Raw genomic sequence first — 17,134 nt, 5'->3', positions numbered from 1 at the left:
ATGAAAACCGTTTTGATCTGTATCGGGTGAACCCGGACGGGACAGCGTTGACTCCCCTCTACGGCGCCGAGAGCCATGCGCTTACGGACGATACCCGTNGCGAGTTTATGCCGCTCTCGTTTATGGGCGATGGCCGTTTGCTGACGGCCATCCGCTTACGTGAAACCGCCGCCGGGCAAATGGAGCCGGTGGCTATCGATATCGACAACTTCGTTAACCGAGAAGGCCCCTTGTTTGGCAGGGTGGCGGGGCAGGCGGAACAGTCGCTGCCCGGCCCGGCGAGCACTCTCACCGGCGCCATTTCTGTGACCGGACGCATGGCGGACCTGGTCAGCCTGAATGATGGCAGCGGGCGTTACCTGATGGCCTGGTCGCCGTGTCGGCTGCAGGACGGGGCGGTATTGCGCCCCTGCACCGACGAATACTTGCAGCAGGGATTGCCGGAAGCCGAGCCGGCTTTCGGGCTGTGGATTCTGAATCCATCAGAAGGAACGCAGTTGCCGGTGGTGCAGCCTCAGCAGGGGCTATGGGTGACTGAGCTTGCTGTGGCCACGGCCAGTCGCATGGCCACTGTGGTGCCGGAGTCGGATCGGGACGATGCGTTGGCCGATGCCAATATGGCACGTATCGATATCCGCAGCGTGTACGACCTGGACGGCGGTTTTTCCGATTTCATGAACCCGGGGCTGCCGGGCATCAACTCGATTGCCGATTTCAGTGATCCGGCCCAGGTCACGCCGGACCAGCGACGGGTGCGCTTCCTGCGCATCACCAAAGGCGTGCTGATCCCCAACGAAGACGTACGCGATATCAGCGGCGCCCAGTTTGGTCGGTCAGCCAACTTCGGCATGCGTGAAATCGTCGGTTATGTGCCGGTGGAGCCGGATGGTTCCGTGCGAGCCCGGGTGCCGGCAGATGCGCCGCTGGGCCTGCAGCTGGTAGATGCCGACGGCAAGGCCGTGTTCAGCCGCCATGGCGCCTGGTTGAACCTGCGCCCCGGGGAAACACTGCAATGTCAGGGTTGCCACCGAACCAACAATCCACAGCCCCATGGGCGCACCGATGGCATGGCGCCATCGATCAATGACGGCGCCCCGGTCACTGGCCAACCGTTCCCCAACAGCCGTGCCGATGTGGTGCCGTTTGCCGATGCCGGGGAAACCATGGCCCAGGCCCTGGCCCGTTTCCTGCCGGACAGTGAATGGCCGGCCATCAACATGCAGGCCTTTGACGCCTGGAGCGATCCGGCCCCGGATCCGGCCGATGAGTTATTACTCAGCTATGATGATCTGGAGACCCCGGCACCCGCCACAGCGGCCTGCCAGATTCAGTGGCAACCGGAGTGCCGGACGGTGATTCACTATGAAGACCATATTCAGCCGATCTGGGATCTGCCCCGGATGGTTGATGTGGGGGGCAGTATGGAAGATGGCACCTGTTCGTCGTGCCACAACCGTCGCGATGACATGAATGCCCTGCAAGTGCCGCCTGCCCAGCTGGAACTCACCGGTGAGGCGTCACCGGATCAGCAGGAACAGCCCACCAGCTACCGGGAATTGTTGTTCAATGATAACGAGCTGGTGCTGGAAGACGGCGCGCTGGTGGATAACCTGGTCATCGTCACCGATGGTGAAGGCAGTGTGGTTTACCAAACCGATGAAGACGGCGAGTTGATTCTGGATAACAATGACAACCCGATTCCCGTCACGCAGACCGTGAACGTGTCCGCCACCCTGCGGGTCGGGCAGGCACGTAACTCCGGCGGTTTCTTTGATCGCTTCGCTGCCGGCGGTGTGCACGAAGGCTGGCTGAGTGCGGCGGAGCAACGTCTGCTTGCCGAATGGATCGATCTGGGGGCGCAGCTGTATAACGACCCCTTCCGGGTGCCGGAAAACTGAGCGGGCTTTCCCGCGCCCTGACATGTATTGGAAAGGAGACGCACCCGGTGCGCCTTGTTGTAATTCTGTTATCACTGATGGCGGTGCTGCCGGCCTGGGCTGAGCCCGAAGCTGAGCCTGATGCCAAATCGGATATCGCTCCGCTGCGCGTCAAGGTGGCGGAGCCTTTTGTGGAAATCCACAGCGGCCCGGGTCGCGGTTATCCCGTGTTTCATGTGGTGGAGCGTGATGCGCCGCTGACCCTGGAATATCGCCGCGCCGGCTGGATCAAGGTCAGCACCGTGCGTGGTCGGGTGGGCTGGGTGCCCCGCGACGCGTTGCTGGCCACCCTGGATGGCAGCGAGCAAACCCCGGAGATGAAAAACCTGGGGCAGGAAGCATTCCAGGGCGGGCACTGGCAGGCGTCGGTGCTGATGGGCGAGCTGGATGAAGTTACCTCACTGGCGTTTGCACTGGGCTACCGGATGACGGAAAACCTGTCTGCGGAAGCCATGTTTACCCAGGCGAGCGGCCCCTTTGCCAACAACAAATTGATCGACATTAACTTGCAGCACGAGATGTTCCCGCGCTGGCGGGTCTCTCCCTATGTCATGCTGGGTACCGGGCGCGCCAAAATCGAGCCCCGGGCCACGGTGGTAACGCCGGAAAACCGTGACGAAAACTTTGCCTTCGCCGGTGCTGGCCTGAAAGCCTATCTGTCGCGGGGCTTTGTTCTGCGCGGCGAATACCGTAGCTATGTGCTGTTTACCCAGGAAGACGACAACCGGAATTTGGAAGAATGGAAACTCGGTTTCTCAGTATTGTTTTAACGGCATCCCTGCTGCTGCCACTGCAAAGCTTGGCGGCGGAACAAGAGGGTGACAACAAGGCCACCGTTCGGGATGCGGATGCGGAATCCGTGCTCGATCCGCGTATCGAGCGCCGCCATATCAAAGAGGCGGATATCGATGCGGAAAATTTCGAGATTGGCCTCTATACCGGCATCCTCTCCATTGAGGATTTCGGCAGTGACCCGGTGCTGGGCGTGCGGCTGGATTACCACCTCTCTGAGGATGTATTTCTGGAAGGCAGCCTGGGCCGCTCCAAGGCCGGGGAAACCAGTTTTGAAACCCTGAATGCGGGGGTTCAGCTGCTCACTGATGATGAGCGTGAATATACCTACTACCAAGTGGGCGTGGGCTACAACCTGCTGCCGGGCGAGGCGTTCCTGTCGGAAAACCGTGCCTACAACAATGCATTGTATTTAATGGGCGGAGCCGGCATGACGGACTTCGCCGGCGATGACCAGTTCACGCTGAGTCTGGGTGTGGGCTACCGTTTGCTGATTAATGACTGGATGGCGTTGCGGGTGGACATGAAAGATCACATCTTCAATCTGGACGTGCTGGGTGAAGACAAAACCACTCATAACCTGGAATTAACGGCAGGTATTGGTGTGTTTTTCTGATCATCGTTGATCGCTCTACGGTGCCGCCAGAGAAAGCGGAAGCGGAATAACAAAAGCAGGTAAATACAGTGAGGGGAAGCACAATGAAAAAATGGCTGTCGGGGGTGCTGTGTGGCGCGCTGTGCGTGTGGAGCCTGGGGGCGAGCGCGGATGTAACCGGCCAGGCGCCGGACTTTACCCTGAAATCCAGCAGCGGCGAGAACATCAAGCTCAGTGAGCTGCGCGGCACGGTGGTGCTGCTGAACTTCTGGGCGTCCTGGTGCGGCCCGTGCCGTACGGAAATGCCCTTGCTGGATGAGCTCTATCAGGAATACCGGGACTATGGCTTTACCATTCTTGGTGTGAACCTGGATGAAAACCGGGATCAGGCCAACCTGCTGCTGGATAAAATTCCCGTGAGCTTCCCGGTGCTGTTCGACCCGGCCAACGATACCAGTGAGACCTACCAGGTGGATGCCATGCCGACCACGGTGCTGATCGATCGCAATGGCAAGGTGCGCTATCACCACCGTGGCTACAAGGACGGCTATATGGATCACTACCGGACCGAGGTGAAGGAACTGGTGCTCGAATAATGCGACAGCGAATCCTGCCACAGACAGCGCTGATTTCCCTGTTGATTGCAGCCGCCCTGAGCAGCGGCTGTTCATCCGTGCAGCCCTGGCTCAAGCCTTACGAGCGTGCCCGGTTGGCCGATCCGGTGATGAACCCGGCGGCCAACCCGGCGGCAGATAACTACATGCACCATGTGCATCAGGCCCGTGAAGCCATGCGCGGTGCAGAAGGCAGTGCCGGTGGAGGCTGTGGATGCAACTGATGTGGGGGCTGCGAGTCGGGGGGCTTTGGCTGCTGACGGCCAGTGCGCTGGCAGCGGTATTGCCGGAGGATCGACTGGACATATTGCATCATCAATACGATGGCGGCGGCATGGAGATCAAGGGGCCGTCAGTGCTGGTGCGCAAGTCCTTTGCGGATAAAGTGTCGGTGCGTGCCAATTACTATGTGGACAAGGTGTCGGCGGCTTCCATTGATGTGGTGACCAGCGCCAGCCCTTATTCAGAAGAACGCACCGAAAAAAGTGTCGGCATTGATTACCTGGCGGGCAAAGCCATTTATTCACTGAGCTACGGCAACAGTGAAGAAAATGATTTTGAGGCCAACTCGGTGCATTTCGATATGAGTCAGGATTTTTTTGGTGACCTGACCACGTTGAGCCTGGGTTACTCAAAAGGGTGGGATGAAGTCTTCCGTACCGGTGACAACAGCTTTGCCGAGGAGGCGGACCGGCAACACTTTCGGATCGGCTTGAGTCAGGTGCTGACGAAAAACCTGATCGGTAGCATCGGCCATGAGTTGATTACCGATGAAGGCTACCTGAATAACCCTTACCGCTCTGTGCGTTACCTGACTTCCCCCAACAGCTACAGCTTTGAACCGGAGCGCTACCCCAATACCCGTACCAGTGAAGCCACGGCGATCCGGTTGTCGTATTACCTGCCATGGCGTGCTGGGTTGCACGGGGAATATCGACTTTATAGCGATTCCTGGGGCGTGGATGCCAATAGCTGGCAGCTTCAGCTCATTCAACCCATCGGCCAGCGCTGGACCGTGGAAACCCGCTACCGAAGCTATCAGCAGGGTGACGCGGATTTCTATGCGGATTTGTTCCCGTTTCAGAATGCCCAGAACTTTTTGGCCCGTGACAAGGAGCTGAGTGAGTTTTCGTCCACGGTGATCGGAATGGGGGTGGGTTTTCAGTTCAGCAAACCGAACTGGGGCACCATCGATAAAGCCGGCCTGCATCTATGGGTGGACCGCTTCAGCTTCGATTACGATAACTTCCGCGATATCCGGGTACAGACCACCCCCGGTACTGAGCCTTTATACAGCTTTGATGCCACCGTAACCCGGCTGCTGTTTACGCTCTGGTATTAGGTGCTGTCATGCAACACGCACTCCGCACCATGCGGGTTGGCCGTGTTGCATGATGCGTGCAGCGCGCAGCGTCTCTTACAGTGAATCCGTCAACAGGATCCCGAAGCTGTAACGGTTTTCGTAATCGTCGTAATTGATCAGCGAATCCCCGTAGCCAGAGAAAACCTGTACAAGCCCCTTGAAACGTTTGCTCAGGGGGAATGAGTAATTGATACGCCCCGCCCCTTTGTTATCTGAACGCAGGTTATTGCGCAGCATCAGCTCGATGACGTGATTGCCAAACGGGTGTGCCACTTCCAGCTCGAAATTCCCCATGTATTTCTCGATATCCGGGTTATCGTCGCCGCGAGTATCCGTGGGATCATCTTTTTTATCTTCGGGTATGCGATACCAGGGCTTGAAAGACCAGTAATAATCTCCTGTCTTGAACACATAGTTCATGAAGACGCGGTTCCAGCTGCGTGAAACAGGCACGTCCTGTCCGTTGGATTCGTGGTTGAACCCTATCGCCAGCAACTCGGAATCCAGCGGGCCGATCTGCCAGTCGATGGGCTTGGTAATGAACAGCTCGGGTTCGTAATTGGCTTCGCGGAACGGGGCAGAGAGCTCGCTGTTGTNGGCCTGCCAGTAGAAAGTGCCGGTGAATGCCATCCACAGGGTAATGTCATCCACGATCTTTTCCTTGATCGGGGCTTTCAGCGATAGCTGGAATTTTACCTCGGTGGGCTGTAGATCGCTGTCGTTCTTGGTGGGGTCGTTCCACTGCCGGTTGGACCAGTAGCTGTAGGGCAACAGGTAATTACGGCGATGGGGAGTAATGACGAAAGGATTGCCCTGGGTGGTATTTTCCAGTGCCAGCCTGGCTCGCAGCGCATCTTCGTGGGCGCTGATCTTGTCCTGCTCTTCGCCATTGGTACACCAGCCGCGCATTTCCTGCAGTGTCACCTTGCCGTTGGCGGTTTGGGCGCTGCGCAACAGACAGTCGTTGAGCTTTTGCTCTTCGGTCATGCTGGTGGGGGCGGTATCGGGGACCGGCGTGTCGCTATCGACGGACTCCTGTGCGAACAGCGGGGAGCTGGCCAGCGCCAGGGCGAAACAAAGCCGCTTATGCATAAAAGGCCTTCCTGTGGCGAAGAGTTATGAGTGGGACGCTACAGTGATTGAGCTTCCTCATCACCCATGGTGCGAGCTTGCTCTTCCAGCATGACAGGAATGCCATCGCGTACCGGGTAGGCCAGGCCACTGGCCTTGCACTTCAGTTCAGCCGACGTCTCATCGTAGATCAGCGGCGCTTTGCTCACCGGGCAAACCAGAATATCCAGCAAATTCGGATCGATCATTTCACTCTTCCTTAACAGGCCGTTAAACCGTAATTCCGCGAGTATACCGAAACCCGAGGGGGTTGAGAGGGCATCATAGGCATATCGGTACTCTTTTACGGTTGCCGGGAAAAGACCTTTAAAAAAAAGCAGTTAGCGGGCAAACGGTAGTTTCAAACGCTTGTTTGACTTGCGGGTCACAAATAGGGCTGGAGACGTGCTGGAGCCCTGACCTAAGATTAGCGTCCCAAGGAGTACTACAGAGACTCCCCCAACACTGGCGAGCCGCGGCCCGCCTCATTGTCACCGGTAATTTAAGGGAGATTTGAGATGCCGGATTACAAGGCTCCCCTGCGCGATATGCGCTTTGTACTGAATGAAGTGCTGGACCTGGATGGCCACTACGCCAGCCTGGGTCTGGAAGAGATCAACAGCGAACTGCTGAATGCTTTCCTGGAAGAAGGCGCCAAGTTCTCCGAAAACGAGCTGGCTCCCCTGAACCGTTCCGGTGATGAGGAAGGCTGTGGTTTCGATAATGGTGTGGTAACCACGCCGAAAGGCTTTAAAGAAGCCTATAGCAAATACGTGGAAGGCGGCTGGCCGGCCATGGGCGGCGACCCGGAATTCGGTGGCCAGGGCCTGCCCGGCTCTGCGGGTATCGCGATTTCTGAAATGACCGGTTCTGCCAACTGGTCCTGGAGCATGTACCCGGGCTTGTCCCACGGTGCGGTAGCGACCATCGAAGAGCATGGCACCGATGAGCAGAAGCAGGCTTACCTGCCCAAGCTGACCAGCGGTGAATGGACGGGCACCATGTGCCTGACCGAGCCAAGCTGTGGTTCCGACTTGGGTATCCTCAAGTCCAAGGCTGAGCCCAACGACGACGGCTCCTTCAGCATCACTGGCACCAAGATCTTCATCTCTGCCGGTGAGCACGATATGGCAGAGAATATCGTCCACATCGTTCTTGCTCGTCTGCCAGGTGCTCCCAAAGGCACCAAGGGCATTTCCCTGTTCATCGTGCCCAAGTTCCTCACCGATGGTAACGGCAGTGTGGGCGAGCGCAATGCGGTGACCTGTGGTTCCATCGAACACAAGATGGGCATCAAGGCGTCCGCTACCTGCGTAATGAACTTCGACGGTGCCAAGGGCTACCTGATCGGGCCGGAGAACAAGGGCCTGAACTGCATGTTCACCTTCATGAACTTTGCCCGTCTGGGCACGGCCATTCAGGGTGTTGCCCACGCTGAAATCGGTTTCCAGGGTGGTCTGACCTACGCCAAGGACCGTCTGGCCATGCGTAGCCTGTCCGGCCCGAAAAACCCGGAAGGCCCGGCGGATCCGATCATCGTTCACCCGGACGTACGTCGCATGCTGCTGACCTCCAAGTCCTTCGCGGAAGGTGGTCGTGCACTGGTTTACCTGTGTGCCCAGCTGGGTGACAAGGTGAAGCTGGAGAAAGACGAAGCCGCCCGTAAAGAAGCCGATGACCTGATGGCTCTGCTGACTCCGATCGCCAAGGCGTTCGTGACCGAAGCGGGCCTGGAAGCTGCTAACCACGGTGTACAGATCTACGGTGGCCACGGCTTTATCCGTGAGTGGGGCATGGAGCAGAACGTACGTGATGCCCGTATCTCCACCCTGTACGAAGGCACCACCGGCATCCAGGCACTGGATCTGCTGGGCCGCAAGGTGATGATGACTCAGGGTCAGGCCCTGCGTAACTTCACCAAGATCGTGCACCAGTTCTGTGAAGCCAATGGCGACAATGCGGACCTGAAAGAATTCCTGGAGCCGCTGGCCGGCTACAACAAGGAATGGGGCGAGCTGACTCAGGCCATCGGCATGCAGGCCATGCAGAACCCGGAATACGTGGGTGCCGCCTCTGTGGATTACCTGATGTACTCCGGCTACGTGACCCTGGCTTACCTGTGGGCCCGTATGGCTTCTGTGGCCCACGCCGCACTGGAATCCGGTGCCGGTGACGAGGACTTCTACAAGGCCAAGATCAGCACTGCACGCTTCTACTTCAAGCGTATCCTGCCGCGCGTGGCTGGCCATAAAGGCGCCATCGAAGGTGGTCTGGACTGCATGATGGATCTGGATGCTGATCACTTTGCATTCTGATCTTTCCTGTAGAGAAAAAAGCCCGCCTCTCATGGCGGGCTTTTTTTTGTTTCTTTTTTGGGTTCAGGGCAACGCGGAACGCGCCTGAGGTGGTTGGCGGGCTGATCGTTACTCCCGGTGTTTTTCCGCTATAGTGATGCACTTCAAAAAACGGGGTAACAAGGACGAAGGGGGAATACCCATGAAAAAAGGACTCGCACTGGTTGTGGTGCTGGTTGTACTGCCGGTAGTGGCATGGCTGGCGGCTACCTTTTATGTGGGCCTGCGGGTTGAGCAGGTGGTCCGCGATGAAGTCGCGAAGATGGAAATACTGCCGGGGCAGAAGGATATCTTGCTGGATGTGGTGCGTTACGAGCGGGGTCTGTTCTCCTCCAGCGCGCATACCTGCCTGATCATTCAGGGAGAGCTGGCGGCCATGCCGCAAGCGGCGGCGCTGTCCGGTCAGGTTTGTTCGTTAAGCACCATCCATCATGGCCCGCTGGCTTTCACCGATGAAGGGTTAAAGCTGGGCCTGGCCAGCACCCGGGAAGTACTGGACCTGTCGGCCTTGCCGCCGGAGGGCATGGCGCTGGTCGAGCAACTGTTTCAGGGCCAGGAGCCTCTCGTCGGAAACAGTTTCTTTGGCTTTGATGGCAGCGTCCGTATTCGGGTCGCGCTTGCCCCGGTCGATCTGGATTCGCCCATGGGCAAGGTCGTGCTGGAGCAGCTGCAGGTGGATGTGCATCGCCCGAATATTGAGGGCTACCCGGTGAACAGTTTTGTGACGCTCAAGGGGCTGAATATCAATGCACCACAGGGGCAAATGGCGATTGAATCGCTGACCGGCTCGGTGGATGTGGTGGATATGCTAGGCGACGCTCTGCCGCTGACCGACATGAACCTGCACGGCAAGGGGCTGGTATATGCGCAGAATGACCTGCCGCTGCTGGGGTTCGATTTTACCCTGCAGGGCAGCAGCCAGGATGACGGTGACACGCTGGCCGGTAAAAGTGGCTTGTGGGTGGATAACATTATCGGTGTCATGGTGCCCTTGCCGATGGATAGTGCTTACCTGGGCATGGATTACGCCGGCCTGGACAAGCAAGCGTTAATCAAGGTCAACGCCCTCAACAACGAACTGGACCAGCTGCAAACCAACATGCTGCTGGGAGCCATGGCCAACAGTGAGCCAGCGGATCCGCAGGAAACGGTTGCCAGAATCAAGACGCTGATTGACGAAATGATGACGGTGATCGGGGAACAGTTGCTGCACCCCGGTGACAGCCGCCTGGCCATGCAATTGCTGGTGGACAATGCGGATGAGCGCCAGCTCAGCCTGGATGCCCGTACCCGTTATCTCGGGCTTGAGGGCCGTAATTTGCCGTTACAGGAGCTGCAGGGTCTCACCGAGCAGCAAATGAACCAGATGCTGGATGTCTCTGTGCAGGTGGATATGAATCACGCCGTGATTCCGCCGCCGTTAGCCATGCGGCTGCCCGGTTTGGCTGCCCAGGGGCTGGTGGTTCAGCAGGGTGATCGTTGGAGCAGTGCACTCAACGCCAGTGGCGATGAGGTGGTGCTCAATGGCGAGACTATTCCGGTTGCGATGCTCAAGCAGCGTCTTGAAGCGGCCAGTGGACTGGCTGGCGCTACCGGGGATGCCCAGACCGTCCCTCAGGACGGAGAATTGCCCGCAGCCAGTGGTTCCGAGGCTCACTAGATTTCGTCGTCGCTCGTTGACGTCAGGCGTCAGGCATTTGGCGTCTGGCGCCTTTTTCAATGCAGGCCTTGCTGGTGCATGCTGTAGCAATGATTCAGGAGTGTGAGCAATGATCAAAATCATTGCCTGGCGATTGCTGGCGGTATTGTGTGTGGCCCTGGGCATGGTCGGTGTGGTGATTCCCGGTCTGCCCACGGTGCCGTTTTTGCTGGTAGCCGCCTGGGCGGGCACGCACGGCTGGCCGCGGCTGGAGGCCTGGCTGCTGGGGCATCCCAGATACGGGCAGAGCATTCGTGACTGGCGTGAACACGGGGCGGTATCGCGTCGGGCGAAATACGCGGCCACCATCATGATGCTGGTCAGCGTGGCATTGATCAGCCTGTCCAGCGCCCACAACAGCGTCAAAATCGCTGTGCCACTGTTCCTGTGCGGTACCTTGCTGTGGCTGTGGCGTCGCCCCGAGCCTGATCAATAGGCCTTTCCGGGCCCGCAAACGGTGTTTTTGACCCTGAAACGGCTGCCATGAACGCCGGGTCACAAATAAGCCTGTAACCCGGCCGCCGGGCTGCCTAAAATTCGCACCCTGCCAACTTTCGGGAGATGTGCAAATGGCGACCTATAAAGCCCCCCTCGAGGACATGCGTTTTGTTCTCAACGATGTGTTCAAAGCGGATCAGCTCTGGGCCTCCATGCCGGCCACCGCAGAGGTGACTCAGGATTTGTCCGATGCCATTCTGGAAGAAGCGGGCAAAATGACCGAAGGGCTGCTGTTTCCGCTGAATCGCAACAGCGATGAGCAGGGCTGTACCTGGAACGACGGGGAAGTGACCACCCCGGACGGCTTCAAGGACGCGTTCAAGACTTTCGCCGAAAATGGCTGGAGCGCTTTTTCCGGTAACCCGGAATTCGGTGGCCAGGGCATGCCCAAATCCCTGGCGGTACTGTTCGAAGAAATGATGCACAGCGCTTGTTCTTCGTTTGCCCTGTACCCGGCGCTGACCAGCGGTGCCTGCCTGGCGGTAGACGCGCATGCCTCTGAAGAGCTGAAGGGGCAGTACCTGCCCAAGCTGTACAGTGGTGAGTGGAGCGGCACCATGTGCCTGACCGAACCTCATTCCGGGACCGATCTGGGCATTCTGCGCACTAAAGCCGTGCCCAACGACGATGGCTCCTTCAACATCACCGGCACCAAGATTTTTATCACCGGCGGCGAGCATGACCTGACCGGCAACCATATCCACCTGGTGCTGGCCAAGCTGCCGGACGCGCCGGCTGGCTCCAAGGGCATTTCCCTGTTCCTGGTGCCCAAATTCCTGCCTGACGCGGATAACAATCCGGGTGAAGCTAACGGTGCGACCTGCGGTTCCATCGAGCACAAGATGGGCATCAAGGGTTCCGCCACCTGCGTGATGAACTTTGACGACGCCAAAGGCTGGATCATCGGTGAGCCGAACCAGGGCCTGGCGTGCATGTTCACCATGATGAACTACGAGCGTCTGTCCATCGGTCTGCAAGGCCTGGGTCTGGGTGAAGCCAGCTACCAGAGCGCGGTGGAATACGCCCGCGAACGTCTGCAGGGCCGCAGCGCCACCGGCGCGAAGAACCCTGACGGGCCGGCGGATCCGATCATCGTGCACGGTGATGTGCGCCGCATGCTGATGAACATGCGTGCCATCAACGAAGGGGGCCGCGCCCTGGCCGCCTACGTGGGCATGCAGCTGGATACCTCCAAGTTCAGCGAAGACGCAGACGCCAAGAAAAAAGCGGAAGATCGCGTGGCGCTGTTGACCCCGATTGCCAAGGCCTTCTTTACTGACCGTGGTCTGGATACCACTATCACCGGTCAGCAGGTGTTCGGTGGTCACGGTTATATCCGTGAGTGGGGCATGGAGCAGTTCGTTCGTGATTGCCGTATTTCCCAGATCTACGAAGGCACTAACGGCATTCAGGCGCTGGACCTGGCTGGCCGCAAAGTGGCTCGCAACGGCGGCAAGTCCGTGGATGCCTTCCTGGCGGATGCTCAGGCCTGGGTTGATGCCAATGGCGACAACGCGCAGCTGGCTGCAGTAAAAGACGACCTGCAAGCGGCTTTGGCATTGCTGAAGTCCTCCACCGATACGTTGCTGGCCCAGGCCGGTGACAACCCGGATGCCATCAGCGCCGGCGCGGTGGAGTATCTGGATATTTTTGGCTATGTGATCTACGCATGGCTGTGGGCCCAGATGCTGGCGGCCACGGATGGTCGTGATGATGACTTCGTCAAAGCGAAGCGCATTACCGGCCAGTACTACTTCCAGCGTGTCTTGCCGAAAGCCCAGTCCCTGGCGGCCCAGCTGAACAGTGGCGCGGCTACCATGATGGATCTGGATGCGGATCTGTTTTAAAGACCGCTGCATGTGGCACGCAACACGCCGCACGCATTAAAAAACCGCACCCCTCAAGGGTGCGGTTTTTTTATGGTTCATCACGGCAGCCTATCAGGCGATGTGTTGTTGCCTGCTGCATGAAGCGTGCTGCGACTCTTCTACGGAAACTGCATATTTAACGGTGAGCTGCCTTGCAGGCTCTGCGCGCGGTCGGGCTCGTCAATGAAGGGATTACGGTTGCCTTGCAGTTGCTCGATCACGTTATTGCGGCGGCGCTCTTCGTCGGTGACCGGGTCTTCCTGGTTCCAGCGTTGGTACATATCCAGGGTACCCAGCAGGGGAAGCTCGTAACGTTCGTGGAGATAGAGCATGGCCCGGGCTACGTCTCCCTTGGCGCTGACCGGTGGCTCGAATACCTGGAAAGATTGTTTGTAACCGCAGTTACTGTCTTTTGCCGTAGTGTCAGGCAGGTCGCCAAACAGGGTGCGACGGCGATCCAGTTCGGCGCGGCGGGTGACAGGGAAGAGGGCGTGACGGTCTTTATAAATGTCTGCAAATTGCGGATTGTTTTCGCAAAGGCGACTGCTGCGACAACCAAAATGCTGAGCCAGTCGGCGTTCATCGTAAATCTGCTCTACCGAAATGCGATCACCGGACTTGAAGGGCTCCTGACAATAAAGGGTGTTGCCTCCGTTGGCGTAAACCTGCTTGAGGAACAGTGCGTCCATGCCATCGGCGTAGCTGGCCGCAACCGGCAAAAAACTTGCCAGTAAAGCCAGTGTAATTTTGTGCATATTGTGAATCCTGTCACATTTCCAGTATTGCCATCTTAGCCCCCAAGGCCAGGGTGACGGATATCTACAATGTATACCGAGCAGACAGGTGGTGCCAACGGTGGGACTAGTGGTTGTCTAACAAAAGCGTCACGCAGCTCTGGATATGTGCAGTGATCGCGGTTTCGTCGGGAAGCTGGCTGGGCGCCAGCAGGGCGCAGAGCTGGAAGTCGGCCTTGATCATCCCGAAAAACTGCCGGGCGGCGTGGGGGCTGGGCTGGGCTCCTGATAGGAGTCCGCGGTCGTGCAGGCACTGAAGGTAAAGCTGCAACTGCTCTTGCAACATGTGTGGCCCGGCTTCGTAAACGGTTTGCCCGAGTTGGGCAAAGGCCGACCCTTCCGCTATCAGCAGCCGATACAACTCCAGGTTGACGGTATCCGTCAGCGCGTTGAAAAAAGCGTGCCCCAGCAGTTCCAGGCCTTCCCGGGCCGTTAATCCGTCCAGTTCCAGGCTGCGGATATCGTGCACCATCTTGTGGGCATGGTGGGCAATGACCGCGCTGAACAGGCCGCGTTTGTCGCCAAAATACTCATACAGGCTGCGGCGCGAACCACCTGCTTGCGCAATGATCATGTCCAGCGTGGTGCGTTCATAGCCATGCTGCAGGAAGGTGTGGGTGGCGGCATCAAGCAGTGCCTGTCGGCGACGCTGGCCGCGCTCGCTGAGCTGTTGGGTCATGAAGAAAGTCCTGTACTGTCACTCAATGGTATTGAGCAGGACACTTTCCGGCAATGACGGTGGGCATCAATAAACAAGGCAGTGGTAAGGGTGTAGCCAAAACGGGACTAACCGCACGAAAACAAGGTTGATTAATAAATAAGAATCAATATCATTGCGATTCTCTTTTGTTGCTTTCCCTGTCCAAGGAGGCGGACATCTCTCATGACCCTGATGGGCCTGTTATTTTCCCGTAAAAAGAAAGCCTTCGTGGCGGTGGCCGTGCTCAGTGTGTTGAGCGCGGTATTGAGTGTGGCGGTATTGGCGTTTATCAGTCAGCGGTTGCTGGCCGGTGGTGCGGACTTGCCGGTGGTGCTATTGCAGTTTGCCTTGTTGCTGGTGGCGCTGCTGGTCACTGCCACGGCTGCCCAGATGACCCTGCATGTGCTGGGACACCGGATGGTCTACGGCCTGCGCCGGGATCTGGTGCGCCGGGTGCTGGCCACGGACATCGAGCAACTGGAAAAGGTGGGCGGGCCGCACCTGCTGGCGGCGCTGAGCACCGACCTGCGTAACCTGACAATCGCCTTTGTGCATTTGCCGGAGCTGGTCTACGGCGCCGCGCTCAGCGTGGCGGCCCTGGGGTGGCTGGCCTGGCTGGCGCCGGGGTTGTTCGCTGTCACGGTGGCCTGGCTGCTGGGGACGGCGGTCATGGGGATCTGGCTGGTGGGGCGTATCAACTTCCATGTTGGCAAGGTCCGTGAGGGGGATGACCATCTTTATCAGGACTATCAATCCATGATTGATGGTCGCAAGGAGCTGGCACTGAACCGGCCCCGTGCAGCGCGTTTTTTCGATGAAGAATTTGATGGTCATGCCCGCGGTTACCGTGACCATGTGACCCGCGCAGACATTTGCAACGGATTGGCCGGCAACCTGGCCAACGTCCTGGTGCTGGCACTGATCGGGGTGCTGTTCTATCTGGCCACCGGGCGTGGCTGGGCAGATGCCAATACCGCTTCCATTTTTGCACTGACCATCTTGCTGTTGCGCACGCCTTTGATTGGCGCGGTGGCGGCATTGCCCACCTTGCTGGCTGCCCGGGTGTCCCTGCGCAAACTGACCGGTCTTGAGCTTGCCGACGACACGGCGGACCTGCAAGCGGGCGGCGACACGCTGGCCGGTTTCAATACGCTTAGCCTGCAAGGGGTGCGTTATCACTATCCGGATCAGGATGGTGCGCCGGGTTTTTCAGTGGGGCCGCTGGATCTCACCATTCGTCGTGGCGAGCTGATTTTCGTGCAAGGCGGAAATGGCAGTGGCAAAAGCACCTTTGCCCGTTTGCTTACCGGGCTTTACCGGCCTCAGCAGGGCGAACTCCGAGTGGATGGCGAGCTTGTTACCGAGGCAAACCGGGTGGCATTTCGGCAGCTTTTTTCGTCGGTGTTTACGGACTTTCATCTATTCAGCCGATTACTGAAAGGCGATGGCGCGGAAGTGGCGAGTGCAGACGTGGATGTCTGGTTGGCCACGCTGGGCATGCAACGCAAGGTGCGCCAGCAGGATGGCCGCCTCAGCGATATTCGTTTTTCCCAAGGGCAGCGCAAACGTCTGGCCCTGCTGATGGCGGTGATGGAAAACCGGGACTGCTTGTTGCTGGATGAGTGGGCGGCAGACCAGGATCCGCAATTCCGGCAATTCTTTTATCTCGAGCTGTTACCGCGCCTGCAAGCCGCGGGCAAGACCATCATCGCCATTACCCACGACGATCATTATTTCGACCGCGCGGATCGCCTGTTGAAAATGGAAAGTGGCCAGCTGCAAGAAATGGATGATCTGGCCGCTCGAGAGAGTGTTCAGGTATTGCGCGAGGCGGGAGTTTAGGGCGTCTGTTAATCGCGCCTTGTGCGCCCGGGCGATGGGCTCTGGCGCGCTTTTCTCTCAATTTTTTCTCTCAATCCTGCCAACGGCGAGGAAACCATGAGTATTGATAATCCCGAAACGGAATTCACTGTCGTCATCAATGATCAGGAGCAGTACAGCATCTGGCCGACCTACCGCCCTGTTCCAGCGGGCTGGCAAGCCGTCGGTGTGACCGGCAACAAGAGCGAATGCCTTGAGCATATCAATCAGACCTGGACAGACCAGCGTCCACGCCGCCTGCGGGATGCGCAAGCGTCCTGATTCTTTCTCTTGCGTCTGCATTAACGGCAAGGAGCTGACATGACCGGGTCTGTCATCGAGAACGCGCGCACGGGGTCCGGCTGGACCCCGCTTTCCTCTTCCCAGCAACGCCTGTGGCTATTTACACGGCTTTCACCGCACAGCACCGCCTATAACCTGGGTGGCATGCTGTGGCTGGACGGTGAGCTGAATCCTGAAGCCCTTGAGCAGACCATGAATTACGTGGTGGCACGGCAGGATATTGTGCGCGTGCAATTTGCCGAACGGGATGGCCAGGGTTGGCAACGGATTACGCCGCACGTGGACAGGGCCTTGCAGGTCGAGGATGTCAGCAACGAGGCAGACCCGGAAGCGGAAGCCTACCGGTTGGGGCGCGAGCACAACGCGAAACCGTTTGATCTGGAAACCGAATCGCTGTTGCGTTACCGGCTGGTCAGGCTGAGCGAGCAACGGCATGCGCTGCTGATCTCGTTGCATCATATTGTCGGCGACGCCTGGTCATTGGGCGTGTTCATGCAGGAGTTTCTGTTTGCCTATAGTGCCTTGCGTGACGGGCTGACACCGAACCTGCCGCCGCTGCAGAATAGCTATCTGGATCTGGTCGAAACGGAAGCTGAATGGCTTTCCGGTGACGATGCACAGGCGCAGCGGGATCACTGGATCGACAC

General features: G+C 58.3%; 17 protein-coding genes. 13 read left to right on the top strand and 4 right to left on the bottom strand.

Annotation, left to right across the window (positions count from 1 at the left end; all coding sequences use genetic code 11):
- The 6 genes from A3754_RS27600 to A3754_RS08805 form a co-directional block, all read left to right on the top strand.
- Window positions 1-1,898 (top strand): hypothetical protein (locus A3754_RS27600; RefSeq protein ID WP_063519370.1); only part of this gene is annotated, 1,898 nt, incomplete at its 5' end.
- 47 nt (window positions 1,899-1,945) lie between these two features.
- A complete protein-coding gene (locus A3754_RS08825; RefSeq protein WP_063519369.1) occupies window positions 1,946-2,707 on the top strand; it encodes an outer membrane beta-barrel protein in 762 nt (253 codons plus the stop codon).
- Window positions 2,677-3,345 (top strand): outer membrane beta-barrel domain-containing protein, encoded by a 669-nt coding sequence (locus A3754_RS08820; RefSeq protein ID WP_063519368.1) that lies wholly within the window; start codon window positions 2,677-2,679, stop codon window positions 3,343-3,345. The genes A3754_RS08825 and A3754_RS08820 overlap by 31 nt, the downstream gene beginning before the upstream one ends.
- An 83-nt stretch (window positions 3,346-3,428) precedes the next feature.
- Window positions 3,429-3,920 carry a TlpA disulfide reductase family protein gene (locus A3754_RS08815; RefSeq protein WP_063519367.1) on the top strand — a complete coding sequence of 164 codons (492 nt, stop codon included), beginning with the start codon at window positions 3,429-3,431 and terminating at the stop codon, window positions 3,918-3,920.
- Window positions 3,920-4,162: a DUF4266 domain-containing protein gene (locus tag A3754_RS08810; protein WP_063519366.1), complete on the top strand. Its 243-nt coding sequence runs from the start codon at window positions 3,920-3,922 to the stop codon at window positions 4,160-4,162. The genes A3754_RS08815 and A3754_RS08810 overlap by 1 nt, the downstream gene beginning before the upstream one ends.
- Window positions 4,153-5,280 (top strand): DUF3570 domain-containing protein, encoded by a 1,128-nt coding sequence (locus A3754_RS08805; RefSeq protein WP_063519365.1) that lies wholly within the window; start codon window positions 4,153-4,155, stop codon window positions 5,278-5,280. Before A3754_RS08810 ends, A3754_RS08805 begins: the two co-directional genes overlap by 10 nt.
- 75 nt (window positions 5,281-5,355) lie before the next feature.
- Here A3754_RS08805 and A3754_RS08800 read toward each other — a convergent pair whose 3' ends face one another.
- Both A3754_RS08800 and A3754_RS08795 read right to left on the bottom strand, forming a co-directional pair.
- Complete coding sequence (locus A3754_RS08800; protein WP_063519364.1) at window positions 5,356-6,393, bottom strand: phospholipase A; 1,038 nt, start codon at window positions 6,391-6,393, stop codon at window positions 5,356-5,358.
- A 38-nt stretch (window positions 6,394-6,431) separates the two neighbouring features.
- Window positions 6,432-6,620, bottom strand: coding sequence for a Trm112 family protein (locus A3754_RS08795; RefSeq protein WP_197468580.1), 189 nt, complete (start codon window positions 6,618-6,620; stop codon window positions 6,432-6,434).
- 309 nt (window positions 6,621-6,929) lie between these two features.
- Between A3754_RS08795 and A3754_RS08790 the strand changes: the two genes are divergently transcribed.
- The 4 genes from A3754_RS08790 (at window position 6,930) to A3754_RS08775 (ending at window position 12,809) form a co-directional block, all read left to right on the top strand.
- The gene (locus A3754_RS08790; RefSeq protein WP_063519363.1) at window positions 6,930-8,726 is read left to right on the top strand and encodes an acyl-CoA dehydrogenase C-terminal domain-containing protein; all 1,797 of its coding nucleotides are present in this window, start codon (window positions 6,930-6,932) and stop codon (window positions 8,724-8,726) included.
- A gap of 181 nt (window positions 8,727-8,907) precedes the next feature.
- Window positions 8,908-10,425, top strand: coding sequence for a DUF945 family protein (locus tag A3754_RS08785; RefSeq protein ID WP_231880559.1), 1,518 nt, complete (start codon window positions 8,908-8,910; stop codon window positions 10,423-10,425).
- A gap of 109 nt (window positions 10,426-10,534) precedes the next feature.
- On the top strand, window positions 10,535-10,900 hold the full coding sequence (locus tag A3754_RS08780) for a YbaN family protein (RefSeq protein ID WP_063519361.1): 366 nt from the start codon (window positions 10,535-10,537) through the stop codon (window positions 10,898-10,900).
- A 133-nt stretch (window positions 10,901-11,033) separates the two neighbouring features.
- Window positions 11,034-12,809: an acyl-CoA dehydrogenase C-terminal domain-containing protein gene (locus A3754_RS08775; protein WP_063519360.1), complete on the top strand. Its 1,776-nt coding sequence runs from the start codon at window positions 11,034-11,036 to the stop codon at window positions 12,807-12,809.
- Window positions 12,810-12,949: 140 nt separating this feature from the next.
- Here the strand turns inward: A3754_RS08775 and A3754_RS08770 are convergent, their stop codons facing one another.
- Both A3754_RS08770 and A3754_RS08765 read right to left on the bottom strand, forming a co-directional pair.
- Window positions 12,950-13,585 (bottom strand): endonuclease, encoded by a 636-nt coding sequence (locus A3754_RS08770; protein WP_063519359.1) that lies wholly within the window; start codon window positions 13,583-13,585, stop codon window positions 12,950-12,952.
- Between the two features lie 106 nt (window positions 13,586-13,691).
- Complete coding sequence (locus A3754_RS08765; RefSeq protein WP_063519358.1) at window positions 13,692-14,303, bottom strand: TetR/AcrR family transcriptional regulator; 612 nt, start codon at window positions 14,301-14,303, stop codon at window positions 13,692-13,694.
- Between the two features lie 204 nt (window positions 14,304-14,507).
- On the opposite strand from A3754_RS08765, the gene A3754_RS08760 reads away from it, so the two are divergent.
- The 3 genes from A3754_RS08760 to A3754_RS08750 form a co-directional block, all read left to right on the top strand.
- Window positions 14,508-16,166 (top strand): multidrug ABC transporter permease/ATP-binding protein, encoded by a 1,659-nt coding sequence (locus tag A3754_RS08760; RefSeq protein ID WP_063519357.1) that lies wholly within the window; start codon window positions 14,508-14,510, stop codon window positions 16,164-16,166.
- A 96-nt stretch (window positions 16,167-16,262) separates the two neighbouring features.
- On the top strand, window positions 16,263-16,466 hold the full coding sequence (locus A3754_RS08755) for an MbtH family protein (RefSeq protein WP_063519371.1): 204 nt from the start codon (window positions 16,263-16,265) through the stop codon (window positions 16,464-16,466).
- A 39-nt stretch (window positions 16,467-16,505) separates the two neighbouring features.
- A partial coding sequence (locus A3754_RS08750; protein ID WP_156496927.1) for a condensation domain-containing protein occupies window positions 16,506-17,134 on the top strand: 629 nt, incomplete at its 3' end.

Source organism: Alcanivorax sp. HI0083, from assembly GCF_001635175.1.
Note: the sequence above shows the minus strand (reverse complement) of the source record. Positions and strands in the feature narration are given on the sequence as shown.

Excerpts from the sequence above, each read along its gene's own strand:
- A3754_RS08785 (WP_231880559.1), top strand. The coding sequence starts at position 8,908 with ATGAAAAAAGGACTCGCACTGGTTGTGGTGCTGGTTGTACTGCCGGTA.
- A3754_RS08775 (WP_063519360.1), top strand. The coding sequence starts at position 11,034 with ATGGCGACCTATAAAGCCCCCCTCGAGGACATGCGTTTTGTTCTCAAC.
- A3754_RS08780 (WP_063519361.1), top strand. The coding sequence starts at position 10,535 with ATGATCAAAATCATTGCCTGGCGATTGCTGGCGGTATTGTGTGTGGCC.
- A3754_RS08805 (WP_063519365.1), top strand. The coding sequence starts at position 4,153 with ATGCAACTGATGTGGGGGCTGCGAGTCGGGGGGCTTTGGCTGCTGACG.
- A3754_RS08765 (WP_063519358.1), bottom strand. The coding sequence starts at position 14,303 with ATGACCCAACAGCTCAGCGAGCGCGGCCAGCGTCGCCGACAGGCACTG.
- A3754_RS08795 (WP_197468580.1), bottom strand. The coding sequence starts at position 6,620 with ATGATCGATCCGAATTTGCTGGATATTCTGGTTTGCCCGGTGAGCAAA.
- A3754_RS08815 (WP_063519367.1), top strand. The coding sequence starts at position 3,429 with ATGAAAAAATGGCTGTCGGGGGTGCTGTGTGGCGCGCTGTGCGTGTGG.
- A3754_RS08760 (WP_063519357.1), top strand. The coding sequence starts at position 14,508 with ATGACCCTGATGGGCCTGTTATTTTCCCGTAAAAAGAAAGCCTTCGTG.
- A3754_RS08790 (WP_063519363.1), top strand. The coding sequence starts at position 6,930 with ATGCCGGATTACAAGGCTCCCCTGCGCGATATGCGCTTTGTACTGAAT.
- A3754_RS08810 (WP_063519366.1), top strand. The coding sequence starts at position 3,920 with ATGCGACAGCGAATCCTGCCACAGACAGCGCTGATTTCCCTGTTGATT.
- A3754_RS08770 (WP_063519359.1), bottom strand. The coding sequence starts at position 13,585 with ATGCACAAAATTACACTGGCTTTACTGGCAAGTTTTTTGCCGGTTGCG.
- A3754_RS08820 (WP_063519368.1), top strand. The coding sequence starts at position 2,677 with ATGGAAACTCGGTTTCTCAGTATTGTTTTAACGGCATCCCTGCTGCTG.
- A3754_RS08755 (WP_063519371.1), top strand. The coding sequence starts at position 16,263 with ATGAGTATTGATAATCCCGAAACGGAATTCACTGTCGTCATCAATGAT.